The following is a 24,010-nucleotide window of genomic DNA, read 5'->3' as shown; positions in this document are numbered from 1 at the left end:
GCCCCAGGTCGCCCGTGGATAGCCTGATCACGTGGAACTTGGCGTCAACGTACCCAACTTCGGGCCCGGCACCGATCCTGACGTTCTCCGGCGATGGGCGCAGACCGTCGAGGGGCTCGGATACGGGCTGCTCATGGTCTCCGACCACGTGGCCATCACGCCCGACGTGGCCGCGCAGTATCCCGCGCCCTTCTACGAGCCCTTCACCACGCTGTCCTGGCTGGCCGGGGTGACCGAGCGGGTCAGGCTCGGCACCACCGTACTCATCGTGCCCTACCGGCATCCGCTGCTGGTCGCCCGGATGGCGGCCAACCTCGACCGGCTCAGCGGCGGGCGGTTCGTGCTGGGTGTGGGCGCGGGATGGGCCCGGCAGGAGTTCGAGGCGCTCGGCGTGCCGTACCAGACCCGCGGGAAGCTGACCGACGAGCACCTGCGGACCATCCGCTCGGCGTGGGCCGACACCGGCGACTACGGCGAGGGGAACATCCCGATCTGGGTGGGCGGCGGCAGCGACGCCGCGCTGCGCCGGGCGGTGCTGCTCGGCGAGGCCTGGCACCCGCTGCGGCTCACCCCGGCCCTGCTGCGCGAGCGCCTGTCGCGGCTGCGCGAGCTCGCCGACGAGCTGGAACGGCCGGCGCCCGCGCTGGCCCCGCGCATCGTCCTGCGGCTCACCGACTCCCCCGAGAGCGGCCGGGACCGCCCGGCGGGCGTCGGCACGATCGGCCAGATCCTCGGCGACCTGGAAGAACTGCGCGCGCTCGGCGCCAAGAGCGTCCTGCTCGACCCGTTCAACGGCGACCCGGACGAGACCCTTCACCCAGAGGTGGCCTGGCAGGCCCTGGCCACCGTCTCCGCACGATGGGAGCACCTGTGACACCCGACGAAGAAAGCCTGCTGCGCCGCGCCATCGCGCTGGCGGCCAAGGGCAGGGCCTCGGGCAACCCGCCCTTCGGCTCGCTGCTGGCCGCCGCCGACGGCAGCGTCCTGGTCGAGGACCACAACACCACGATCACCGACCGCGACATCACCGCGCACCCCGAGCTCAAGCTCGCCCGCTGGGCGGCGCGCGAGCTCGACCCGGCCACCGCGGCGGCCACCACGATGTACACGAGCTGCCAGCCCTGCGGCATGTGCACCGGCGCGATCGAGCGCTCCGGCCTCGGCCGGGTCGTCTACGCGCTGTCCGGCGCCCAGCTCGACGGCCTCAAGTCGGTCGTCACCTCCGCTGAGGTGCGCCTGGAGGGCCCGGCGCTCTTCGACGAGGCCCGCGTCCCGGTGGAGGGCTACTACTGAGCCCGGATGAACTCCCGCAGGCGCCGCGCCTCCTCGTCCACGGCGGCGTCCTCCTCGTCCGACAGGGGCGTCAGCGGCTTCACGACCAGGTCCTGCCCGGCGACCGACCAGGTGCCGCGGACGAACCCGTCCACCAGGAACATGGGCACCCCGCCTGAGGCGCCCTTGGCGAACCGCTTGCGGTGCTCCTCGCTGATCACCCGGGTGCGGTCGCGGTGGCCGAGCAGCGCCGTGTCGAAGGCCGGGAGGAACCGCACCGGCACGGGCCGGTCGGGGTCGGCGATCGGCGCGCCGGGCAGGTCGAACAGCTCCTTGCCGTCCGGCCCCTTGTACACCGCCAGCTTCGGGCGCAGCCGGTCCACGATCTCGCGCAGCCGGGTCACGCCGGCCCAGGCCTGCACGTCCATCACGGTGGCGGGGCCGTAGGCGGCGAGGTAGCGCAGCACCAGCGTCTCCAGCGCCGGTCCCGGCTCCATGGGCCGGCCCGTCCACTCCTCGGCCAGCGCCATCTCGATGCCCGCCGGGCTCCCCCACCGTCCCCAGGCCGCGGCCGGCGGCGTGTGCACCAGCGGCAGCAGAAGCTCCACCGCGTCGGCCAGCCGCCTGGGCACCGGCACCGGGAAGTGCTCGGCGAGCAGGCCGCCCAGCGCGCCCCGGGTGAGGCTGCGCCCGGTCAGCGCCGCGCGGCCCGCCTCGGCCAGCGCGGGCAGGTCGACTCCGGCGATCTCGTCGGCGTAGTAGGGGTGCGTGAGCGCCACCTCCACGATGGGCCGTACGCTCGGCCGCAGCCACGCGAAGTCGGCGGCGTCGGCCAGGTGCATGGTCCTGCGCACCATCGCCGAACGCACCACCGTCCGGTCGGCGATCAAGGACTCCAGGTCGGCCCGGCGGAAACCCTCCACCCGCGACCACAGCCCGATGTACGGCCAGTTGGGCTCCTGGCCCTGCAGCGCCACCACGTGCCGGATGACGTCGATCACGGACCTGCCGGTGCGCTCGGCCAGGAAGTGGCGTTCGAGCAGAGTCCGGTTGAGCTGGCGAAGAGAAATCGGCGTCATATCGCCATTAGTAGCAGCGAAGACCGACATGGGCTTGTCGGGTATCGCTGCTTAGCGTGGAGTCATGCTCATCAGCATCCACGCGCTGGTCCCCCGCGTCGAACGCCATCACCGCCTGATCGAGGAACTCAGGGCCACCGCGCCCCGGGCGCTCTCCGCCGGCTCGCTGGCCGGGAGGCTGGGCGTCAGCGCGCGCACGATCGAGCGCGACCTCGCCGATCTCCTGGAGGCCGGGGTGCCCGTCATCTCCCGGCGCGGACCCGGAGGGGGCTACGCCATCGACGCCCGCTCCGTGCTGCCGCCGCTGATCTTCACACCCGGCGAGGCGTCCGCGCTGGTCGCCTCGCTGGCCGCCGTCGGGCCGCGCGCCTCGGCCAGCGCGCAGCGGGCGCTGGCCAAGCTCATCGAGGCCCTGTACCAGGACGGAGCCCCATGATCCTCGTGGAGAACCTCCGCAAGGCCTACCGCGGCGTCGTCGCCCTGGACGGGCTCGACCTTGACGTGGCGGAGGGCTCGATTACCGCGCTGCTCGGGCCCAACGGTGCGGGCAAGTCAACGCTGATCAGAATTCTGGCCACGCTCCTGCGGCCGGACTCCGGGCGGGCCGAGGTGGGCGGCCGGTCGGTGACGGCGCAGCCGTACCAGGTGCGTGCGCTCATCGGGCTGACCGGGCAGTTCACCGCGGTGGACGACCTGCTCACCGGGCACGAGAACCTCGTGCTCGTCGGCCGTCTCTACCGCCTGCCGCGCAAGGAGGCCCACCGCCTGGCCGACGACCTCCTGGCCGCCTTCGATCTGGGCGCGGCCGCCGGACGCCGGGCCGGCACGTACTCCGGTGGCATGCGCCGCCGCCTCGACCTGGCCGCCAGCCTGATGACGCGGCCACGCGCGCTCTTCCTCGACGAGCCCACGACCGGCCTCGACCCGCGCTCGCGCCGCACCCTGTGGTCGGCCATCCGGCGGCTGCCCGAGCAGGGCACCACGATCCTGCTGACCACCCAATACCTGGAGGAGGCCGACCGCCTGGCCTCCGCCGTCACCGTCATCGACCGGGGAAGGTCCATCGCCACCGGCACCCCCGAACAGCTCAAGGCCCGCGCCGGGGGCGCGCGCGCCGAGGTCGTCCTCGCCGACCCCCGCCAGGCCCCGGCCGCGACCGAGGTCATGAGCAGGTACGGCACCCGCCCCACCCTGGAAGGCGAGACCGTCACCGTCCCCGTGGCCGAGAGCGTGCTGCCCGACCTGCTGCGCGACCTCGACGCGGCCGGGGTGCCCATCACCGGCCTGGCCCTGCGCCGCCCCACCCTCGACGACGCCTTCCTCGCCCTTACCGGAGGAGACCGGTGAACCGGCTGACCGGCCCGCGATGGTGGCTGCGCGACGCCTGGCTGATGGCCGGCCGCAACACCAGGCGCATCGTGCGCGCCCCCGGCCTGCTGCTCATGTACGCGCTGATCCAGCCCGTCGTCTTCATCCTGCTGTTCGCCTACGTCTTCGGCGGCGCGATCCAGATGCCCGGCGGCGACTACGTGCAGGCGCTCATCCCGGCCGTCTTCGTGCAGATGATCCTGTTCAGCTCGATCGGCGCGGTGGCCGTCGGCCTGGCCGAGGACATGCGGCAAGGCGTCATGGACCGCTTCCGCTCGCTGCCCATGACCCGCTCGTCGGTGCTGCTCGGCCGCGTCGCCTCCGAGGTGCTGCGCAGCGTCATCACGCTGACCGTCATGCTCGGCTGCGGCCTGCTGGTCGGCTTCCGCTTCCACGGCTCGCCCGGCCGGATCGCGGCGGGGTTCGGGCTGCTGCTGGCGTTCGGCTTCGCCTTCTCCTGGGTGGCGGCGTGGATCGGGCTGATGGCCAGGAGCGGGGAGGCGGCCCAGGGCATGGGGCTGGTCTGGGTGCTGCCGTTCACGTTCGTCAGCTCGGCGTTCGTCCCGACCGCCACGATGCCGGGCCCGGTACGCGCCTTCGCCGACCACAGCCCGGTCACCGCCATGATCGACACGCTCCGCGCCTGGTTCTCCGGCCGGGAGGCGGGCGATGCCGCCCTGGTCACCGCGGTCTGGATTCTCGCCCTGACCGCGGTCTTCATGACCCTGGCCGTGCTACGGCTGCGCCGTACGTCCGGCTGATTCCACGACGTTGGACAGCAGGAGGGCGCGCGTCATGGGACCCACGCCGCCGGGGTTGGGCGTGAGGTGGCCGGCCACCTCGGCGACGTCAGGGGCCACGTCTCCGGCGATCTTGCCGTCCACCCGGGAGACGCCCACATCGAGTACGGCCGCGCCCGGCTTCACCATGTCGGCGGTGATCAGCCCGGGTACGCCCGCGGCCGCCACCACGATGTCGGCCCTTCTGACGTGCCCGGCCAGGTCCTGGGTGCCGGTGTGGCACAGGGTGACGGTGGCGTTCTCGCTCCTGCGGGTCAGGAGCAGGCCGAGCGAGCGGCCCACGGTGATGCCGCGGCCCACCACGCAGACGTCGGCGCCCTTCAGCGGGATGCCGTACTCCTGCAGAAGCAGCACGATCCCGTGCGGGGTGCAGGGCAGCGGCGCGTCGACCATGTGGACCAGGCGGCCCAGGTTCACGGGGTGCAGGCCGTCGGCGTCCTTGGCGGGGTCCATGCGCTCCAGCAGCGCCATGGTGTCCAGGTGCTTCGGCAGCGGGAGCTGGACGATGTAGCCGGTGCACTCGGGGGCGGCGTTGAGCTCGTCGATGGCCGATTCCACCTCGGCCTGCGTGGCCGTCGCCGGCAGGTCCACGCGGATCGAGGTGATGCCGATCTCCTCGGAGTCGCGGTGCTTGCCCGCGACGTAGATCTGGCTGCCCGGGTCCTCGCCCACCAGGACGGTGCCGAGTCCGGGGGTGATGCCCTTGTCCTTCAGGGCGGCCACCTTGGTCGCCAGGTCCGCCTTGATCTTCGCGGCGGTGGCCTTGCCGTCGAGTTTCACTGCCGTCATGGCTCGCCATCCTGTCACGGCGGGAACTCCGCCGAGCCTCTGGGGATGAGCGTCACGGGGATGCGCACCTCGCGCGGTTCCGGGTGTGGTGACGCCAGCAGGTCCATGACGGCGTTGCCGATGGCCTCCGGGTTCTGGGCCACGACGGTCAGCCCCGGGCGGAGCAGTTCGCCGAGTTCGAGGTCGTCGAAGGCCACCAGGGCGGGGCGGTCCTGGAGGTGGTCCAGTTGCCGCAGGGCCTCCACCGTCAGGCGGTTGTTGGCGGTGATCAGCGCGGTCACGGGGTCGGACGGGTCGAGCAGGGTCCGGAGGGCGGCGCCGACCGAGGAGGGGGTGGGGGCGCCGAGCCGTACCTCGTCCTCGTTGACCTGCAGGCCGCGTGCGGCCATGGCGGCACGGAAGCCGGCCACCCGCTCGCGGGAGGTGAAGACGGCGGGGTCGTCACCGAGGTAGCCGATGCGCCGGTGGCCGTGGGAGGCGAGGTGGTCGACGGCCGCGCGGATGCCGCCGGTGTTGTCCGACAGTACGGCGTCGCAGGCGATTCCCTGGGCCGGCCGGTCCACGGCGCAGACCGGCAGCCCGTCGGCCATCTCCGGCAGGAGGTAGTCCTGCCGTTTGGCGATGGGCGCGATGATGAGCGCGTTGGGCCTTCTGGCGCAGAAGCCGAGGGCGACCTCGCGCTCGCGGGCGGGCTCGTCGTGGCTGGAGCCGATCATGACGACGAGTTCGCCGGTCTCGGCCCGGGTCTCGACGGCGCGGCCGATGGCGGCGAAGAACGGGTCGGCGATGTCGCGCACGACCATGGCGATCGCCTGGGAGCGGCCCTGGCGCAGCTGGCGGGCGCCTTCGTTGCGGCGGTAGCCGAGTTCGTGGATGGCCCGCCTGACCCGGTCGAGGGTGTCGGGGGCGACCGTGGACTCGCCGTTGACGACGCGCGAGACGGTCTTCAGGGCGACGCCCGCGGCCTGGGCCACGTCCTTCATGGTCGGACGGCGGTGGAGCGGTGCTGACAACGGGGACCTCGGATCGGACAGCGGTTTCGGGTAAGGGTAGGGGATGTGCCTGGCCAGCCAGAATGACATCGTTGTCATCCAAGATCGGATGACAACGTTGCCATCGGTTCGGCGAGCGCTTATCGTGACGGCGTCAGCGTCGCCCCCAGCGAGGAGTCCGCCTTGCCCGCTCGACTGTTGTCCGTGGAATCTACCGATCTGTTCGTGGGGTCGGAGGCCGCGCCGTACCAGATCTTGAAGGTCAGAGCCGCTCAGGGCGAGCGGGAGCAGGCGCTGGAGGTGCGCGGCGAGGGGGTCGCGCAGGCGCGGCCGGCGCGGGTGAGCGCCGGCGACGGCGAGGTGGTCGTGGAGGTGCCACTCGACGTCTCGGTGGCTCCCGGGGCGGTCGTGTCCATCGTTGTCACGCTGGGCGGGGAGGTGCTGGAGGCCGAGTTCACCGCCGAGGAGCCGGGGTGGACGATGTTCCTGGTCTCGCACTTCCACTACGACCCGGTCTGGTGGAACACGCAGGCCGCCTACACCAGCCCGTGGGAGTTCCTGTCCGGGGACTCCACAACCCGGCCGCTCTGGGAGCGCAACGCGTTCGCGCTGGTGGAGGCGCACATCGAGCTGGCGCTGCGCGACCCTGACTACAAGTTCGTGCTGGCCGAGGTGGACTACCTGAAGCCGTTCTTCGACACCCACCCCGAGCGCAGGAAGGACCTGCGCGAGCTCATGGCCGCCGGGCGGGTCGAGTTGCTCGGCGGCACCTACAACGAGCCCAACACCAACCTGACCGGCGCCGAGACCACGATCCGCAACATCGTCTACGGCGTCGGCTACCAGCGCGACATCCTCGGCGGCGACCCGCGCACCGCCTGGCAGCTCGACGCGTTCGGGCACGACCCGCAGTTCCCCGGCTACCTGGCCGCCGCCGGGCTGACGGGCAGCGCGTGGGCCCGCGGCCCGTTCCACCAGTGGGGCCCGATCAGCAAGAACTTCAAGGAGGCCAAGAACGACGCCACCCTGATGCAGTTCCCCAGCGAGTTCGAGTGGATCTCGCCGTCGGGGCTGGGCGTGCTGACGCACTACATGCCCGCGCACTACTCCGCGGGCTGGTGGATGGACTCCTCGCCCTCGCTGGAGGAGGCCACGCAGGCCGTCTTCGAGCTCTACCGCGCGCTGAAGCCGGTCGCGGCCTCGAAGAACATCCTGCTGCCCGTCGGCACCGACTACACCCCGCCGAACAAATGGGTCACCGACATCCACCGCACCTGGGCCGGGCACTACGTGTGGCCGAAGTTCGTCTGCGGCACGCCGCGCGACTTCCTCGACGCCGTCCGTGCCGAGGTCACGTCCTTCAGCCCGCAGACGCGGGACATGAACCCCATCTACACCGGCAAGGACGTCTCCTACATCGACACCAAGCAGGCACAGCGCGCCGCCGAGGTGGCCGCGCTGGACGCCGAGCGGCTGTCGGTGTTCGCCGCCCTGCTCGGCCACGGCGGCTACCCGCACACCGCGCTGGACAAGGTCTGGCGGCAGCTCGCCTACGGAGCCCACCACGACGCGATCACCGGCTCGGAGTCCGACCAGGTCTACATCGACCTGCTCACCGGCTGGCGGGAGGCCCACGACCTGGCCGCCGAGGCCCGCGACCAGGCGCTCGACGCCCTGACCTCCCAGATCTCCGCCGACGGGCGCGGCGTGGTGGTGACGAACACGCTGTCGTTCGCGCGCGACGGCCTGGTGTCGGTACGGCTCGCGCCCGGCCTCACCGTCGATGGCGTGCCCTCGGTCACCGAGAACGGCACCACGACCTTCCTGGCCGAGGACGTGCCTCCGATGGGCTGGCGCACATATCCGGTTATTTCAGGTCCGGCTATTTCGGGAAATAGCGGGTCGTGGGCAGGCGACAGCCGTACCACGATCGAGAACGAGCGCTGGCGGATCCAGGCCGACCCCGCCCAGGGCGGCACGCTCACCTCCGTCTACGACAAGGCGGACGGCCGGGAGATCCTCACCGGGCTCGGCAACGAACTGCGCCTCTACGAGGAGTATCCCGCCCACCCCGACATGGGCGAGGGCCCCTGGCACCTCATGCCCAACGGGCAGTCCACCGGATCCGGCACGACCGCCGCGACCGTCCGCGCCGAAACCAGCCCGCTGGGCCAGCGGCTGATCGTCACCGGCCGGGTCGGCGAGCTCGGCTACGAGCAGACGATCACCCTGCTGACCGGCTCCGACCGGATCGACTTCGGCACCCGCGTACTCGACTACACCGGCGCCGACCGGCTCCTGCGCGTGAGCTTCCCCGCCGGCGTGCCCGGCGCGCTGCCGGTCTCCGACGTCGCCGGCGCCGTCGTCGGCCGCGGCTTCGCGCTGCCCGACGTGGACACCGCCGAGCACCCCTGGACGCTCGACAACCCGGCCAACACCTGGTTCGGCCTGTCCGCGACGGCCCGTGTCGACCTCGGCGAGGCGGGCTCGCGGGCACTCGGCGTCGCCGAGGTGGTCGTCCCATCCCCGGAGGACGCGCCGAAGGCGCGCGAGCTGGTCGTGGCGCTCGCCCGGGCGGGCGTAACCGCCACCACCTCCACCGCCTCCGGCAGCAGGTACGGCTGGCTGGACGTCGACTCGAACCTGCCCGACTTCCGCGTCATCATCGGCGGCCCGCAGGACAACCCGCTGGCCGACGAGCTGCTCTCCCGCAGCGACCCCGCCTACCTGGAAGCGTTGAAGTCCGGCGCCCCGCTGGTCTGGGTACCGGCCGAGAAGCCACTGGCCGAGGTGTGGCAGCCCAGCGCGGACCTGCGCGACGTACGCTCCCTGCCCGCCCTGGTCGTGGCCGGGCCGGTGAGCGAGCTGGTGGCCGACCTGGCCGACGCGCGGATCTCGGCCGTCTGCCCGGCGGGCGCCGAGGAGCTGGAGGACCGGACGGTGGCGCTGCTCACCTACGGGCTGCCCGGGTTCGCGGTGGATCCGGCCGGGGCGCTGCATCTGTCGCTGATGCGCTCGTGCACCGGGTGGCCTTCGGGGATCTGGCTGGATCCGCCCCGCCGTACGACGCCCGACGGGTCGGGGTTCCAGCTGCAGCACTGGACGCACGAGTTCCACTACTCGCTGGTGGCCGGGCAGGGCGACTGGCGGGCGCTGAGCCTGCCGGCGGCCGGGCAGGAGTTCGTCACGCCCATGCTGCCCCGGGTGGTCGAGGCCCGGCAGGGCACGCTGCCGCCCGCTCATTCGCTGCTGAGCGTCTCGCCCGCCCGCGACGTGCTGTTCGGCACCGTCAAGGCCACCGGGAACCCGCACGCCCACGGCACGCTCGACCTGCCGGACGGCGTCACGATCCGGCTGGTGGAGTCGACCGGGCTTGGCTCCACGGCGTCCCTGGACTCACCGGTGCTCCCCCTGGACGGGCTCGTCCGCTCCGACCTGCTGGAATCCTCCCGCGTGCCCGGCGCCTCGCTGGAACTGTCCGGATCGGAGGTGGCGACGTTCATCGCGCCCGTCTCCCTGGGCGACGCGGAGTCCGGCGCGCTCGCGGAGATCGCCCAGCCCGTCTACAGCCGCTACTGGCTGCACAACAAGGGTCCCGCCCCGCTCGGCTACCTGCCGCTGTCGGTCGCGGTCACCCCCGGCCTGGTCACGCCGACCGGCCCGTTCGAGGTCGAGGTCGTCGTGGCGGGCCGCCACGCCCACGAGGGCGTCGTGGACGTTCAGGTCCCCGACGGCTGGGCCGTAACGCCCGAGCGCCGTCCCTTCCGCCTGGAGGCCGACGGCCACGTGCGCTTCACCGCCACCGTCACCCCCGCCCCCGGCCAGGGCCTCCACTACGTCTCCGCCCGCACCCTCGCCCACGGACAGCTCATCGAGGACGTCGCCACCGTGGCGCTCGGCGAGGCCCCCGAACTCCCGGTCGCCGGCCCGCCGCCCGAGGACGACTGGGCCGCCGCCCAGGGCACCAAGGCCACCGAGGGCCGCGCCACCGGCCTGACGGTCACGATGGCCGCGGAGTCGCTCTCCCTCCGTCCCGGCGCGCGCGACGCGGTCACGGTACGGCTGGCCAACACCACCGCCGGCGAGATCCGCGGCGAGGCCCAGCTGGCCGCGCCCTGGGGAACGTGGGAGATGCTGCCCCAGGTCATCCGCGGCTTCACCGTGCCCGCCGGGCAGAGCGTCGAGGTGGACTTCCCCGTGGAGGTGCCGCAGGACGCGGCGCCCGGCCATGCTTGGGCTCTCGCGAAGGTGATGTGGTTCGGCCGGTGCCAGTACGCGCCGGTCGTGCGGCTGGAGGTGACCCGATGAGCCATGGGCATGGACACGGACATGAGCATGGAGATGGGCACGGGCATGGGCATGGAGATGGGCACGGGCATGACGTCGGGCGGGCGCCCGTCCGTACCCGCCCGCCCGCGACCGGAGCGCCGTCCGCGCCCGGCGTGGGCGCGGTGATCGGCTGGGTCAACGGCCGGCCGGTCCCCCGCGAGCCCCTCGACCGGCGCGTCGCCGAACTGCGCGACGGGCCGCTCAGCGCCGCGCTGCCGGTGCCGGGCAGCTCCGAGGACCGGCAGCTGGCCCGCTGGCTGACCCAGGTGATCCTGACCGAGGTGTTGTGCGAGGACGAGGCGCTGCGGCTGGGGTTGCCCCCGGTCGAGGGTCCCGCCCTGGACCGGCTGGCCGCGGTCGAGCTGGGCTCCATCAACGCCTCCGCCTACAACGGCAGCCCGTGGGTGAAGGCGCTGTTCGAGCACGTCCCGGCGGAGGTTCCCGCGGCCTGGCGGGCTCGGTCGGCCACGCCCGCCGAGGGGGTCGCCGAGGTACGGCACCGCCTCTACGCGGAACGGCCCGCCGCCTGGTCGGAAGACGACCTGGAGTCCCTGGGAGAGGTCGCGCTCGCCACCCTGCCCGCCGCCGTGGCCGAGGCCCTGGGCGGGCAGCCGTACGGGACCCTGGCCGGGCCGGTCCAGGACGCCCTGGGCTGGCACGTGGCCGTCGCCCTTCCCGCCTCCGGCCGGGCGGGCGTACCGGATGGAGGGCTGGAGGAGGCCGCCCGGCGGCGCGCGTTCGCGCGGTGGCTGGACGGGCTGCGGGCCGAGCGGGTGGAGCTCGTGCCGGGTCTTGAACACCCGGGCGACCCGCGCCAGCCCGACAACCATCACAAGCACTGATGGGCTGCGTTCTCGCGATCGACATCGGCGGAACCAAGCTGGCCGCCGCGCTGGTCGACGAGCGGGGGGCGGTGCTGCGCGACGGCACCGTCCCCACGCCGCGCGACGACGTGATGGACGCGCTCGCCGGCCTCGTCCGCAAGCTCACGGAAGGCGGCCCGCGGCCGCTGGCGGCCGGCATCGGCAGCGCCGGGCCGCTCGACGCGGTCGCGGGCACGGTCAGCCCGGTGAACATGCCGAGCTGGCGCGGCTTTCCGCTGCGCGACCGGGTGGCCGAGCTCACCGGACTGCCTACGGTGCTGGCCGGGGACGCGCAGTGCTTCGCGGTCGGCGAGCACTGGCTGGGCGCAGGACGGGGCAGCGCGTCGCTGCTCGGCATGGTGGTGTCCACCGGCATCGGCGGCGGACTGGTGATCGACGGTGTCCCGCTGCTCGGCCCCACCGGCAACGCCGGACATGTCGGCCACATGACCGTGGACCCGTACGGCGAGGAATGCGAGTGCGGCGGCCGAGGCTGCGTCGAACGCTACGCCAGCGGCCCCAACCTCGTCCGCTGGGCCCGCGAACACGGCTGGACCGGCGCCGACGCCAAAGACCTGGCCGCCGACGCCGAGAACGGCGACGCGACGGCCGTCGCCGCCTTCGAGCGCGGCGCCCGCGCGCTGGCCGCGATGATCGTCTCCATGGCCGCCGCGGTCGAGGTGAGCACCGTGGTCATCGGCGGCGGCGTGGCCGGGGCGGGCAAGGTCCTGTTCGAGCCGCTGGACCGGGCCATCGCGGAGGTGGCGGGGCTGGCGTTCGTGAAGGCGGTCGAGGTCCGCCCCACCACGCTCGGCGTCCGGGCCGCCCTCGCCGGCGCCGCCAGGCTCGCCTGGACTACTCTCGCTCCGCCGCCTGAGCCTCGCGGCGCTCGATGATGCGGCGCGTGAACGGGATGCGCTCCACGGCCTTCACGCCCAGGTACGCGCCGAGGAAGGCGAGCCCCACCAGGACGAACGGGCTGGTCGCGAAGTCCATCGTCGCCACGTAGGCGCGCAGGATCACATCGAGCATCGAGGCACTCCGGGAGAAGGAACCGGCACGGAGCCATCAGGGTAACCGGATTTTTGCCGCTCTTTGACCACAAAATCCACACCCGGGGCGGGCACCCCGGGTGTGGCATCGGACAGTGATCAGTGGAAGAAGTGCCGGGTTCCGGTGAAGTAGAGGGTGATGCCGGCCTTCTCGGCGGCGGCGATGACCTCCTCGTCACGGACCGACCCGCCGGGCTCCACGACCGCCTTCACACCGGCCTCGATGAGCACCTCCAGCCCGTCGGCGAACGGGAAGAACGCGTCCGAGGCAGCCACGGAACCGGCGGCCCGCTCGCCCGCCCGCGTCACCGCGAGACGGCAGGAGTCGACCCGGTTGACCTGGCCCATGCCCACGCCGACCGTGGCGCGGTCACTGGCCAGCAGGATCGCGTTCGACTTGACCGAGCGGCTCGCCCGCCACGCGAACTCCAGGTCCGCCAGCACCTCCGGCGAGGCCGCCGCGCCCGCCTTGAGCTCCCACCGCGCCGCCGCGTCACCGGGCGCGTCGATCCGGTCGACCCGCTGCACCAGCAGCCCGCCGTCGATGCGGCGGAACTCCGTCGGGTTCGCCGGGCCCTGCGGGCAGACCAGCAGGCGCAGGTTCTTCTTCTTCGTCAGTACGGCCAGCGCGTCCTCGGCGAACGCCGGGGCCACCACGACCTCGGTGAACACCTCGGCGATCTGCCCGGCCAGCTCCGCCGTGACCTCACCGTTGACCGCGATGACGCCGCCGTAGGCGGAGACCGGATCGCACGCGTGCGCCTTGCGATGCGCCTCCGCCACGTCGGCGCCGGTGGCGATGCCGCACGGGTTCTGGTGCTTGATGATCGCCACGCAGGGCTCGGTGAAGTCCCAGGCGGCGCGCCAGGCGGCGTCGGCGTCCAGGTAGTTGTTGTAGGACATCTCCTTGCCGTGGAGCTGCCTGGCGTCGGCCAGGCCGCCTTCGCCCTCGGTGTAGAGCCTGGCCTCCTGGTGCGGGTTCTCGCCGTAGCGCAGCACCGCCTTGCGCTCCCAGGCCGCGCCCAGGAACCCTCCGTCACCGGCGTAGACGTCGGCGAACCAGGTCGCCACGGCCACGTCGTACGCGGCGGTGTGCGCGTAGGCGGCGCCGGCCAGGCTCCTGCGCTGCTCCAGCGTGAACCCGCCCTCCTCCAGGGCCGCGTGGATCCCGGAGTAGCCGGCGGGGTCGACGACGACCGCGCAGGTGGCGTGGTTCTTCGCGGCGCCGCGGATCATCGCGGGACCGCCGATGTCGATCTGCTCCACGCACTCCTCCGCGGAGGCGCCGGAGGCCACCGTCTGCCGGAACGGGTACAGGTTGACCACGACCAGCTGGAACGGATCGATCTCCAGCTCGTCGAGCTGGGCCACGTGATGCGGCTTGGTGAGGTCGGCCAGCAGGCCCGCGTGGACGCGCGGGTGCAGGGTCTTGACCCGGCCGTCGAGGCACTCGGGGAAGCCGGTCAGCCGCTCCACCTTGGTGACCGGGATGCCGGCCGCGGCGATGGCGGCAGCCGTACCCCCGGTGGAGACGATCTCGACGCCGGCGGCGTCGAGAGCCCGCGCGAGCTCCTCAAGCCCCGACTTGTCGTACACCGCGATCAGCGCCCGCCTGATGGCGATGCGTGTGCTCCGCTGATCTGTTCCCTCGCTGCGCTCAGTCACGCGCCCCTCCAATGATCACTGTCCGTCCGTTGACGGTCCAGCCTTCTCGGGCCATGCGGCCCACGATGTCGACGAGCAGTTCCCGCTCGACGGTCTTGATGCGCTCGTGCAGCGTCGCCTCGTCGTCGCCGTCGAGGACCTTCACGGTCTCCTGCGCGATGATCGGGCCGGTGTCGACGCCCGCGTCGGCCAGCATCACCGTGCAGCCGGTGACCTTGACGCCGTGGGCGAGCGCGTCACGCACCCCGTGCGCGCCGGGGAACGACGGCAGCAGCGCGGGGTGGGTGTTGAGCACGGGGTACGCCTCCAGCGTGGGGGCGCCGAGGATCTTCATGAAGCCGGCCGAGACCACCAGGTCGGGTTTGTGCTCCGCGATGCGCGCCGCGAACGCCTCATCCCATATGGCCCTGCCTGGGTGATCGCGCAGCTTCTCCACGAACGTCGGGACCTGTGCGCGTTCGGCCCTGGCGAGGCCTTCGATGCCGTCCCGGTCCGCGCCCACCGCCACCACGCGCGCTCCGTACGCCGGGTCGGCGGAAGCGTCCAGCAAGGCCTGTAGGTTGGTTCCAGAGCCGGAAACGAGGACGACGAGCCGCCCAGCCTTAGACACGCGCACTCCAATTGGAAGCCGGGATGGGCTGACAGCGTATCTGCTCACTCGCCCGGCGACGCAGAGGAGGTCAGGTGTCGACACCTGTTCAGGCGCCGGCAGGCCAGCAGCCCGCGGAATCCGCGGGACGCCGCGCGATCTGGTTGTCCATCGCAGCGCTGGCCATGACGTTCATGCTGCCCCTCGCCGGGCTGGTGATGGCCGTCTTCGCCATGATGACCGGCATACGGGCGCTGCCGTTGCTCCGCGCCTCCAAGAAGCCCACCGGGACCGCGACCGGCGGCATCGCCGTCTCCACCGTGGCCCTGGTGCTGTCGGCCATCGCGACCGCGTTGCAGCTGTACCTGATGGACGAGTACTCCGCCTACCAGGAGTGCATGAAGGGGGCGGGGACGGTGGCGTCGCAGGGTGAGTGCTACACCCAGTTCCGGGACGCCACGGAGAAGAAGCTGCCACCGGAGGTCCTCCGCATCCTCAACACCGTCCAGCCCTGACCCCCGCACCCGGCCTTCACTCGCGCGCCCACCGGCCCCGCCCGGCTCCCGGTGGTACCCCGGGGCCTTGCGAGTGGTTCCCGGCCAAGTACTCCGGGTCTCCACCCGGCGACGCCCCGAGGCCCGCGCGCCGAGGTCAGCACCCCGGCAATCCGAACGCTCCGCGGCTTGGGGCCCGCGCGCCCAAAGGCGTCGGCGCACCGGGGCTCACAAGCTTGTCCCCTTGGCTCTTCGGGGCCCCGAAGGGCCTGCCGGGTAGTTATGCCCGGGGTTCCCGTGCGTGGGGCCGCTAGTCGCGGTCCCAGGCGTAGGGGTCGATGTAGATGACGTGGCCGCCCCGGTCGTCCGACTCGTCGATGATGTCGCGGCGTGGCGGGCGGTCGGGTTCGTAGCGGCTGTGGGGGGCGGTGTCGGCCCCGGCCGCCGAGGCGTGTTCGTCCTGCCAGTCGTCGCGGATCACCGGGATCGGCTGCGTGTCCGCCTCTGTGGCGTCCATCCAGTGGCCCGGCAGCGGGCGCGCGTCGGCTTCAGCCAGGCCGACCTTGCTGGCGGCCTTCGCGAGTACGGCACCGGCCTTGCGCACCGGCGTGGCCGCCTTGTCCAGCGGCTTGCGTGCCTTCCTGTTCAGCAGCAGCCAGTTGGCCACCCCGGCGGAGATGCCCGCCGCGACCCCGACCTCCAGGCAGACCGAGAGCGCCACCTCCCAAGGCGACGGGCCGACGGCCGCCAGCCGTCCACCCCGCAGCGGCCCGCCGGACAACGCCGCCAGCAACCCCGCCACCAGCCCGGTGCTCACCCCGGAGAAGAACCCCCACAGCGGAGCCACCTCATACGACGGCGACGGCGCGATCCGCGCCACCATGACCCCCGCCACCGCCCCGGCCGCGAACGGCAGCGCGATCACCGCCATCATCGGCGCAGGCACGGGCCCGCTGTCGGGCAACGCCCCGAGCAGCGGCAGGCTGGGCACCATCCCGAGTTGGACCCCGGTGGGCGCGACGAGCGTACCCGTGCCGAAGGCGAACCCCGGACCGGCGATGTACGACATCGCCCACACCACGGCGTTGGGCAGGTAGAGCCCCTGAACGAGCAGCAGCAGCGCCCCGCCCACGAACCCGGTCGACAGTTGCCCGGACAGTGCCCTGACATCGCCGAAGTTCAGGGCGACGGCCACGACCACGAGCACCAGCCCACCGGCCAGCATGATCGCGGTGGCGACGGCCGTACCCACGGTGACCGCGCGCACCCGCTCGGGCAGCAGCCGCAACATCGACCGCCACGGCCCGATCGTCCGCGCGGTGGCCAGCGCCCCCACGACGAACGCCAGCAGAAAGTGGCTCAGCAGCGCCTCGCCGATGTAGGGCTGGGTGATGTCGTTGCGCGCGACCAGCGCGATCAACCCCGCCAGCAGCGCGTACGGCGCCGCCAGCGAGACCCCCGCCTGCGCCACCAGGATCAGCTGGGCCCGGCGACGGGCGTTGGCCTTCTCCTTGGGCGAGTTCTTGGGCAGCCGGGCGGGCAGCCGCAACCGCAGATCGGCGTCCCTGGCCATCCACCGCCCGGCCTTGTACAGCAGAAAGGCGGGCAGAATGAGCAACCCCAGCGGCAGGAGCCCGACCCGCCCACCGGGAATCGCGAACCCGGCGTGGTGCGCCGCCAGCCAGAGCTGCGCCGCGGTACGGAACACCCCCGGCAAACCCGGCCCCAGCGCCCCGCGGGGCGCCGCCATCCAGCCGATCAGGGTGAGGGTGGTGAGGACCGCCAGCCCGACGCCCAACGTACAGGCGGCGGCCAGCATGCCCGACACCGGCAGCGGCCGCCTGGACTCATCGTCGTCGCCAGTGACCCCGGGGATCTTGCCGAGGACGGCGCGGGGAGCCGTCCGTAGCTGGTCGAGTAGCGCCGTCACGGGAACCTATTTTCCTCAACTTTGACGCCTACACCCCCATCGCCGCGCCGTCCCGACTGCTATTAGTCCCCTTTACGCCCTGGAGCCGCTTCGCGCATCGGGGTTCCAGGCTCACACCCGGGCCGGCCCGCACATCCCAACTCACGATCCCGGAGCGCAAGAGGAGCCCCTCCCACGGGCGGTCTGGTGGGCCACGGCGCGGGCCAAGGCAGTCGGGGCGGCGGCGGGGCCGTACACCCGGAAAAGGAGACCGTACACCCGGGAAAAGGGGGGTCGTACATCCGGGAAAAGCCGGAACCCCCGCGCGCCGGGAACGGCGGCACAGGGGTTCGGCGAACGCGACGGAGCTCAGCGGGCCTGCATGATCTCCCGCATCAGCCGGGCGGTCTCGGAAGGCGTCTTGCCGACCCGGACGCCGACCTTCTCCAGCGCTTCCTTCTTGGCCTGCGCCGTCCCGGCGGAACCGGAGACGATGGCGCCGGCGTGGCCCATCGTCTTGCCCTCCGGCGCGGTGAAGCCGGCCACGTAGGCGACCACGGGCTTGGTGACGTGCTGCTCGATGTAGGCCGCGGCCCGCTCCTCGGCGTCGCCGCCGATCTCACCGATCATCACGACCGCGTCGGTACCCGGGTCGTCCTGGAACGCCTGGAGCGCGTCGATGTGCGTGGTGCCGATGACCGGGTCGCCGCCGATGCCGACCGCGGTGGAGAAGCCGAAGTCGCGCAGCTCGTACATGAGCTGGTAGGTGAGCGTGCCGGACTTCGAGACCAGGCCGATGCGGCCCTGAGGCGTGATGTCGGCGGGGATGATGCCGGCGTTGGAGGCGCCGGGCGAGGCGATGCCGGGGCAGTTCGGACCGATGATGCGGGTCTTGTTGCCCTTTTCGACGGCGTAGGCCCAGAACTCGGTGGAGTCGTGAACCGGGACGCCCTCGGTGATGACCACGCAGAGCGGGATCTCGGCGTCGATGGCCTCCTTGACCGCGTCCTTGGTGAACGCCGGGGGTACGAAGACGACCGACACGTCCGCGCGGGTGGCCTCCATGGCCTCCTTGACCGTGCCGAAGACGGGCAGGTCGAGGTGGGTGGTGCCGGCCTTGCGGGCGTTGACGCCGCCCACGACGCGGGCGCCGGCGGCGAGCATGCGCTTGGCGTGCTTGGTGCCCTCACCGCCGGTCATGCCCTGGACGATGATCTTGCTGTTCTCGGTCAGCCAGATTGCCATTACGCACCTACCGCAGCGAGCTGGGCGGCGCGCTTGGCCGCGTCGTCCATGGTGTCGACCAGTTCGACGCCCTTGAGCTTGGCGTCGTGCAGGATCTGCCGCCCGAGGGCGGCGTTGTTGCCGTCGAGGCGGACCACCAGCGGGTGGGTCACGGCCTCGCCGCGCTCCTCCAGGAGCTTGAACGCCGCGACGATGCCGTTGGCCACGGCGTCGCAGGCGGTGATGCCGCCGAAGACGTTCACGAAGATCGACTTCACGGCCGGGTCGGAGAGGATGATCTCCAGGCCGGAGGCCATGACCTCGGCGGAGGCGCCGCCGCCGATGTCGAGGAAGTTGGCGGGCGACGGCTTGCCGGCGAAGGCCTCGCCGGCGTAGGCGACCACGTCGAGCGTGGACATGACCAGGCCGGCGCCGTTGCCGATGATGCCGACGTTGCCGTCGAGCTTGACGTAGTTGAGGTCCTTCTCCTTGGCCTTGGCCTCAAGAGGGTCCTCGGCCGCCTTGTCGGCGAACTTCTCGTGGTCCTTCTGGCGGAACTCGGCGTTGTCGTCGAGCGTGACCTTGCCGTCGAGTGCCTTCACCTGGCCGTCGGCCGACAGGATCATCGGGTTGACCTCGACCAGCGTGGCGTCCTCGTCGACGAAGCAGCACCACAGCTTCTCGATGAGCTCGGCGGCGCCGTCCAGCGACTTCTCCGGCAGGCCGCCGGCGACGGCGATCTCGCGCGCCGTGGCGCGGTCGATGCCCTTGATGGCCGAGACGGGCACCTTGGCGACCTTCTCGGGGGTGCTGTGGGCGACCTCTTCGATGTCCATGCCGCCCGCGGCCGAGCAGATGGCCAGGAACGTCCGGTTGGCGCGGTCGAGCAGGAAGGAGAAGTAGTACTCCTCCGCGATCGCGCTGGCCTCCTCCACAAGTACCTTGTGGACCGTGTGGCCCTTGATGTCCATGCCCAGGATGGCGGTGGCCTTGTCCACGGCGTCGGCGGCGTCGTCGGCCACCTTGACTCCGCCGGCCTTGCCGCGCCCACCGGTCTTCACCTGGGCCTTGACCACGACACGGCCGGTCAGCTGTTCAGCCGCCGCGCGTGCTTCCTCCACGGTGTGGGCGACGATGCCGCGCGGCACCGGGATGCCGTAGTCCGCGAAGAGCTCCTTCGCCTGATGTTCGAACAGGTCCACGAGGGTCCGTCCTTGCTATTCCGACTGAGTGTTCGACGGCCCGGGCCACCCCGTGCGTGCCGGGCGTTTTCCGCCAACGAAGCCTAGCCCCAAGCTTGACCTGCCCAGGTCATCGGGTCACGCGAATCCCGTGATGTGACGGTGATCTCACCCCGCGATGATGCCCTGGCACATGTCAATAAGGGGGCATAAATGAGGCGATTGATCGCCGTTGCCGCGGCGGCTGCCGCGATGGTCGTGGCTCCTCCGGCGTTCGCCCAGGTCAAACCCGTCGACGCGCTCAAGAAGCAGTTCGTCGCCGGTCAGGGCGTCAGGATCAAGGAGACCTCGCGTACCTGGGTGGACAAGCAGGACTACATCGGCGTCGTACGCGAGGGCGCCGCGGCCTTCGGGCCGAAGGGCGTCGTCGCCGCCGAGGGCGAACGCACCCCGGTGCTCGGCCCGGTGCTCAAGAAGCAGTTCGCCGCCCAGGCGAAGAAGGACCCGAAGGCGGCCGACATGGTCGACCTGCTGACCCAGCGGACGTACATGGTCAGCTCGGGCAAGCACTACTACATCCACGGCGGGCTCTTCTCCAGGGCGCTGCCCGACGACAAGTTCTGGATCCGCGGCGACGGCGACCCGTCCTTCGCGATCATGGGTGACCAGCTCATCAACGTGCTGGAACCGGCCACGCTCAAGCACCTGCTGGCCACCGGCAAGCACACGGGCCCGCGCTACCGCGGCTCGCTCACCTTCGCCCAGTTGCACAAGGTCTCGCCGTCCTTCCGCACCCTGATGCCCGGGATCTCGTACGGCGAGATCGGAAAGTCGCGCATCTCGTGGCGGCTGACTCTCGGCGAGGGGCAGCTCCCCCAGCGTCTGGCGATCGACTGGACGATGCCGCTGACCAAGAAGGCGACCATCAAGGGCACGACCGAGACCAGGTACTCCGACTGGGGCGCCGACATCTCCGTCAAGACGCCGACCGCCGAGTCGATCATCAGCCTCGATGACCTGGTCGACCACATCCTGAAGCCGCCAACGCCGATCGACGAGGACTACGTCGCGGTGCCGCCGAGCGACGACGGCACGGTGCAGTAGGGGCTCACGGGGCCGGAGTTCTGCATGGTTTCTGCATGGAAACTCCCGTAACAGATGGGTTGGCGGAGACATTGCCGTGATCTCCGATTGCCAAGCTTCGGCCCCATGAAGCGCATCTTCGCCGGCGTCGCCCTCACCGTGGCCGCCGCAGCCCTCACCGCCGCTCCCGCTCAGGCGGCAGCGCCCAAGGATCCCGTCGTGGCGCTCAAGAAGCAGTTCGTCGCGGGAACCGGTGTGAAGTTCATTGACCGCACCATCCTCTCCAACCGGGGCCAGCGCGAGATCTTCATGCGCCGCACCGGCACCTTCGCCTTCTCCAAGGCCGGCCTCGCCGCCTCGGACATCACCGGCAAGTTCAACTTCAAGCAGTCCGACCTGCCCGAGGACGCGCCCGACCTGCTCAAGGGCCTGTTCTCGCCGGAGCGGACCATCCGTATCGGCACCACGTCGTACATCTCCGGCGGCATGTTCGGCACCCTGCTTCCCGAAGACAAGACGTGGATCAAGTTCCCCAAGGGCCCGACCGGCGGGCTCACCGGCCTCTACGGCCAGATCGTCAACATCACCGAGCCGAACACGCTGAAGACCCTGCTCAAGAGCGGCAAAGCGATCAAGGGTGGCTACGCGGGCGCCATCACGGTCGGGCAGCTGAACAAGGTCTCCGCCTGGTACCGGGCCTCGCTCTTCGAGAAGCCCGGCAAGAAGCAGCAGAAGGTCGTCATCAGCTGGAAGCTGCAGCTTGACGGCAAGGGCCTGCCGAAGCGCCTGGTCACCACGTACTCGCCGGCCGCGATCGGCATGGACGCCGAGGGCAAGGAGACGCTGAGCGTCGACACCCGCTACACCGGCTGGGGCTCCAAGGTCACGGTCACCGCACCGCCCGCCGACGAGGTCACCACCGAGTTCAAGGACGGCACCAGCGAGATCCCCGACGGCCTGACGCTGCCCAACGGCGACGTCGTCGCCAAGTAGCCTCTCCGTGGTGGCGACTACGAGCCGCAGCTATAGCTGCGGCTCGTAGTCACTGCCGCTGCTCGCAGTCACGACCGCCGCACGTAGTCACAGCTACTTCTCGCGGGCACGACTGCTTCTCGCAGTTACGGCTGCCTTCTCGCAGTTACGGCGGGGCCGCGCCCACCGCGCCCCGCCGTACCCATGCCCGGCCTCGAGCGCCGCCCGGCAGTCTCACGTGGTCCCCGCCGTGACGCCGCCCCCTTGACCGGCCGACGGCGTTCACGCCAGGCGTGTGTCCCGGATCCGCGCCCATTCCAGCGAGTGCCGGATCCCCTCGGCGACCGAGTGCTCGGCCGTCCAGCCCAGGAGTTCACCGGCCAGCGTGCTACGGGTGTAGGCGCCGGCCACGTCCCCGGGCCTGGCGCCGGTCTCGACCACCTCGACGGGCCGTTCCACGACCGCGTTGAACGCGTCCGCCAGCTCCCGCACGGTCGTGCCTTCGCCCGTGCCCAGGTTGATCACCTGGGCGTGTGAAATGACCGTGTCGAACCGTTTGAGCGCGGCCACGTGCGCGGTGGCCAGGTCCCAGACGTGGATGTAGTCGCGGATGCCGGAGCCGTCGCGGGTCGGCCAGCCGGTGCCGGTGATCTGGAAGGGCTCCCCCAGCTCGTACGCCTCGATCATCTTGCCCAGCGCGTGGCTCGGCCGGCGTAGTTGCAGGCCGGTGCGCATCTTGGGGTCGGCGCCGATCGGATTGAAGTAGCGCAGCGACAGCACGTCGATCGGCTGTGTGGCCGCGATGTCGGCGAACATCGCCTCGCAGTGCGCCTTGGTGCGGGCGTAGGGGCTCTGCGGGTCGAGGCCGGACTTCTCGTCCACGGTGAAGTCGTCGCCCGCCCGGTAGATCGAGGCGGACGAGCTGAAGATCAGGCGGCGGCAGCCGTTCCTGAGCAGGTGGTCCACGAAGTCGAGGCTCTTGGAGACGTTCGCGCGGTAGTAGCCCACCGGGTCGGCCACCGAGTCGGGCACCACGATCAGCGCGGCGCAGTGGATGACCGCCTCGATGTCCGGGTGGTCGGCGAAGATCCGGTCGATCAGCGCGCCGTCCGCGATGTCGCCTTCGTAGAAGTCCCGCCCCTCGGCGAACTCCCTGCGACCGGTCACCAGGTTGTCCAGGATGACCGGGGCGATGCCCGCGTCCTGGCACGCCGAGGCGATCGTGCTGCCGATGTAACCCGCTCCACCGCTGATGAGTACTCGCACAGCCCGCACCCTACCCACCGCGGCCCAAGCGCCGCGCCAAGAGCCGTTGCAAGATCGTTACACGGCCCGGACGCACCAACCCCGCCCGTCACTTGTCTTACTTCTGGAACGCACCACCCTCTTGTCCCCGGAGTACCCAAGTGAGATTGCTCGTCGCCGTCGCGCTGGCATGCGGCCTGTCGGCCGTACCTTCTGTCGCGCACGCGAAGCCCGCCGCAGCCGTCACCGCCGCCGCTGCGAAAAAGCTGGATATCGCCGACATCACCCCGATGGGGCAGGACAAGGAGAAGGTCGGCGTCGGCTTCCCGATCATCGTGACCTTCGACCGCGACGTACAGGACAAGGCGGCGGTCGAGGCGCTGCTGCAGGTGCGGTCGGAGCGGCCGGTGGACGGTGCCTGGCGCTGGGTGTCGGCACGCAAGGTCATCTACCGCACCAAGTTCTACTGGAAGCCTCACCAGAAGGTCACCTTCACCGCCCAGCTCAGCAAGCTGGCCGGCAACGAGTCCGTCAAGGACGTCACCCAGCGCTTCGCCGTGGGCCCCGCGAACATCTCCGTCGTCGACACCCGCAAGCACGTCATGCGCGTCACCCGCGACGGCAAGCTCGCCAAGAAGATCCCGATCAGCGCGGGCAAGGGCGGCCTGGTCAAGAACGGCGTCGACGTCTACCTGACCACCAGCGGCATCCACCTCGCCATGAACAAGAAGCCCATCGAGACCATGACCTCCTCATGGCTCGGCGTCACCGACCCCAAGGACCCCCGCTACTACAAGGAGGAGATCCCCTGGGCGGTCCGGATCTCCGACAGCGGCGAGTACGTCCACCAGAGCGCCGGCTACTACCACTTCCTCGGCCGCAGCAACCAGAGCCACGGCTGCGTACGCGCCACCCCCGCGGGCGCCAAGTGGTTCTACGGCATCGCCCAGCGCGGCGACGTCATCAAGATCACCGGCACGAAGCGCAAGCTCGGCTGGAACAACGGCTGGAGCTACTGGCAGCTCAACTGGACCGAATGGAAGAAGGGCAGCGCCCTGCCCCGCTGAGATCCCGGGACGACCTCAGCCGTCGAGCGCCTTGAAC

The 24,010-nt window shown here is 71.3% G+C and carries 22 protein-coding genes; 12 read left to right on the top strand and 10 right to left on the bottom strand.

Annotated features, from left to right (window positions below; all coding sequences use genetic code 11):
- Positions 1–31: 31 nt before the first annotated feature.
- The gene (locus tag ACIBKY_RS01835; RefSeq protein WP_397093641.1) at positions 32–874 is read left to right on the top strand and encodes an LLM class flavin-dependent oxidoreductase; all 843 of its coding nucleotides are present in this window, start codon (positions 32–34) and stop codon (positions 872–874) included.
- Positions 871–1,293, top strand: a complete 423-nt coding sequence (locus ACIBKY_RS01830; protein WP_397093640.1) for a nucleoside deaminase — start codon at positions 871–873, stop codon at positions 1,291–1,293. Before ACIBKY_RS01835 ends, ACIBKY_RS01830 begins: the two co-directional genes overlap by 4 nt.
- On the opposite strand, the gene ACIBKY_RS01825 is transcribed toward ACIBKY_RS01830, so the two are convergent.
- A complete protein-coding gene (locus tag ACIBKY_RS01825) occupies positions 1,287–2,351 on the bottom strand; it encodes a winged helix DNA-binding domain-containing protein (protein ID WP_397093639.1) in 1,065 nt (354 codons plus the stop codon). The genes ACIBKY_RS01830 and ACIBKY_RS01825 overlap by 7 nt on opposite strands.
- Positions 2,352–2,415: 64 nt before the next feature.
- Between ACIBKY_RS01825 and ACIBKY_RS01820 the strand changes: the two genes are divergently transcribed.
- Genes ACIBKY_RS01820 through ACIBKY_RS01810 form a run of 3 tightly spaced genes read left to right on the top strand, consistent with a single transcriptional unit; the run spans position 2,416 to position 4,480 of the window.
- Positions 2,416–2,787, top strand: a complete 372-nt coding sequence (locus tag ACIBKY_RS01820) for a helix-turn-helix transcriptional regulator (protein WP_397093638.1) — start codon at positions 2,416–2,418, stop codon at positions 2,785–2,787.
- Positions 2,784–3,698 carry an ATP-binding cassette domain-containing protein gene (locus tag ACIBKY_RS01815; protein WP_397093637.1) on the top strand — a complete coding sequence of 305 codons (915 nt, stop codon included), beginning with the start codon at positions 2,784–2,786 and terminating at the stop codon, positions 3,696–3,698. The genes ACIBKY_RS01820 and ACIBKY_RS01815 overlap by 4 nt, the downstream gene beginning before the upstream one ends.
- Positions 3,695–4,480, top strand: coding sequence for an ABC transporter permease (locus ACIBKY_RS01810; RefSeq protein ID WP_397093635.1), 786 nt, complete (start codon positions 3,695–3,697; stop codon positions 4,478–4,480). Before ACIBKY_RS01815 ends, ACIBKY_RS01810 begins: the two co-directional genes overlap by 4 nt.
- Here ACIBKY_RS01810 and ACIBKY_RS01805 read toward each other — a convergent pair.
- Both ACIBKY_RS01805 and ACIBKY_RS01800 read right to left on the bottom strand, forming a co-directional pair.
- Positions 4,454–5,308, bottom strand: a complete 855-nt coding sequence (locus ACIBKY_RS01805) for a bifunctional methylenetetrahydrofolate dehydrogenase/methenyltetrahydrofolate cyclohydrolase (RefSeq protein WP_379610079.1) — start codon at positions 5,306–5,308, stop codon at positions 4,454–4,456. The genes ACIBKY_RS01810 and ACIBKY_RS01805 overlap by 27 nt on opposite strands.
- Positions 5,309–5,322: 14 nt before the next feature.
- Positions 5,323–6,291, bottom strand: coding sequence for a LacI family DNA-binding transcriptional regulator (locus ACIBKY_RS01800; RefSeq protein WP_397093634.1), 969 nt, complete (start codon positions 6,289–6,291; stop codon positions 5,323–5,325).
- 213 nt (positions 6,292–6,504) lie between these two features.
- Between ACIBKY_RS01800 and ACIBKY_RS01795 the strand changes: the two genes are divergently transcribed.
- The 3 genes from ACIBKY_RS01795 to ACIBKY_RS01785 are packed head-to-tail and all read left to right on the top strand — an operon-like array spanning position 6,505 to position 12,388.
- Positions 6,505–10,608 (top strand): glycoside hydrolase family 38 C-terminal domain-containing protein, encoded by a 4,104-nt coding sequence (locus tag ACIBKY_RS01795; RefSeq protein WP_397093632.1) that lies wholly within the window; start codon positions 6,505–6,507, stop codon positions 10,606–10,608.
- Positions 10,605–11,471 (top strand): hypothetical protein, encoded by an 867-nt coding sequence (locus ACIBKY_RS01790; RefSeq protein WP_397093630.1) that lies wholly within the window; start codon positions 10,605–10,607, stop codon positions 11,469–11,471. Before ACIBKY_RS01795 ends, ACIBKY_RS01790 begins: the two co-directional genes overlap by 4 nt.
- The gene (locus ACIBKY_RS01785) at positions 11,471–12,388 is read left to right on the top strand and encodes an ROK family protein (protein WP_397093629.1); all 918 of its coding nucleotides are present in this window, start codon (positions 11,471–11,473) and stop codon (positions 12,386–12,388) included. The genes ACIBKY_RS01790 and ACIBKY_RS01785 overlap by 1 nt, the downstream gene beginning before the upstream one ends.
- Here the strand turns inward: ACIBKY_RS01785 and ACIBKY_RS01780 are convergent.
- From ACIBKY_RS01780 to purN, 3 genes are all read right to left on the bottom strand, one after another.
- The gene (locus ACIBKY_RS01780) at positions 12,348–12,524 is read right to left on the bottom strand and encodes a hypothetical protein (RefSeq protein ID WP_397093627.1); all 177 of its coding nucleotides are present in this window, start codon (positions 12,522–12,524) and stop codon (positions 12,348–12,350) included. The genes ACIBKY_RS01785 and ACIBKY_RS01780 overlap by 41 nt on opposite strands.
- A gap of 119 nt (positions 12,525–12,643) precedes the next feature.
- Positions 12,644–14,209 (bottom strand): bifunctional phosphoribosylaminoimidazolecarboxamide formyltransferase/IMP cyclohydrolase, encoded by a 1,566-nt coding sequence (gene purH / locus ACIBKY_RS01775; RefSeq protein WP_397093626.1) that lies wholly within the window; start codon positions 14,207–14,209, stop codon positions 12,644–12,646.
- Positions 14,202–14,819, bottom strand: coding sequence for a phosphoribosylglycinamide formyltransferase (purN, locus tag ACIBKY_RS01770; RefSeq protein WP_397093625.1), 618 nt, complete (start codon positions 14,817–14,819; stop codon positions 14,202–14,204). The genes purH and purN overlap by 8 nt, the downstream gene beginning before the upstream one ends.
- 74 nt (positions 14,820–14,893) lie before the next feature.
- Here purN and ACIBKY_RS01765 point away from each other — a divergent pair, with 74 nt between their 5' ends.
- A complete protein-coding gene (locus ACIBKY_RS01765; protein ID WP_379630580.1) occupies positions 14,894–15,313 on the top strand; it encodes a hypothetical protein in 420 nt (139 codons plus the stop codon).
- Positions 15,314–15,602: 289 nt separating this feature from the next.
- Here the strand turns inward: ACIBKY_RS01765 and ACIBKY_RS01760 are convergent, their stop codons facing one another.
- The 3 genes from ACIBKY_RS01760 to sucC form a co-directional block, all read right to left on the bottom strand.
- Positions 15,603–17,222 carry a DUF6350 family protein gene (locus ACIBKY_RS01760; RefSeq protein WP_397093623.1) on the bottom strand — a complete coding sequence of 540 codons (1,620 nt, stop codon included), beginning with the start codon at positions 17,220–17,222 and terminating at the stop codon, positions 15,603–15,605.
- 348 nt (positions 17,223–17,570) lie between these two features.
- Positions 17,571–18,446: a succinate--CoA ligase subunit alpha gene (gene sucD, locus ACIBKY_RS01755; RefSeq protein ID WP_379610089.1), complete on the bottom strand. Its 876-nt coding sequence runs from the start codon at positions 18,444–18,446 to the stop codon at positions 17,571–17,573.
- Entirely contained in the window at positions 18,446–19,627 is a 1,182-nt protein-coding gene (sucC, locus tag ACIBKY_RS01750) for an ADP-forming succinate--CoA ligase subunit beta (RefSeq protein WP_397093621.1), read from the bottom strand. Before sucC ends, sucD begins: the two co-directional genes overlap by 1 nt.
- Before the next feature lie 192 nt (positions 19,628–19,819).
- Between sucC and ACIBKY_RS01745 the strand changes: the two genes are divergently transcribed.
- Positions 19,820–20,710, top strand: coding sequence for a hypothetical protein (locus ACIBKY_RS01745; protein WP_397093620.1), 891 nt, complete (start codon positions 19,820–19,822; stop codon positions 20,708–20,710).
- 105 nt (positions 20,711–20,815) lie between these two features.
- A complete protein-coding gene (locus ACIBKY_RS01740) occupies positions 20,816–21,682 on the top strand; it encodes a hypothetical protein (RefSeq protein ID WP_397093618.1) in 867 nt (288 codons plus the stop codon).
- 261 nt (positions 21,683–21,943) lie between these two features.
- Here the strand turns inward: ACIBKY_RS01740 and galE are convergent, their stop codons facing one another.
- Positions 21,944–22,927, bottom strand: coding sequence for a UDP-glucose 4-epimerase GalE (galE, locus tag ACIBKY_RS01735; RefSeq protein ID WP_397093616.1), 984 nt, complete (start codon positions 22,925–22,927; stop codon positions 21,944–21,946).
- 140 nt (positions 22,928–23,067) lie between these two features.
- Here galE and ACIBKY_RS01730 point away from each other — a divergent pair, with 140 nt between their 5' ends.
- Positions 23,068–23,973: a L,D-transpeptidase gene (locus tag ACIBKY_RS01730; RefSeq protein WP_397093614.1), complete on the top strand. Its 906-nt coding sequence runs from the start codon at positions 23,068–23,070 to the stop codon at positions 23,971–23,973.
- Positions 23,974–24,010 lie beyond the last annotated feature (37 nt).

The organism is Nonomuraea sp. NPDC050394 (genome assembly GCF_044459065.1).
Taxonomy (GTDB): domain Bacteria; phylum Actinomycetota; class Actinomycetes; order Streptosporangiales; family Streptosporangiaceae; genus Nonomuraea.
This window is presented reverse-complemented; position numbering and strand designations above follow the sequence as displayed.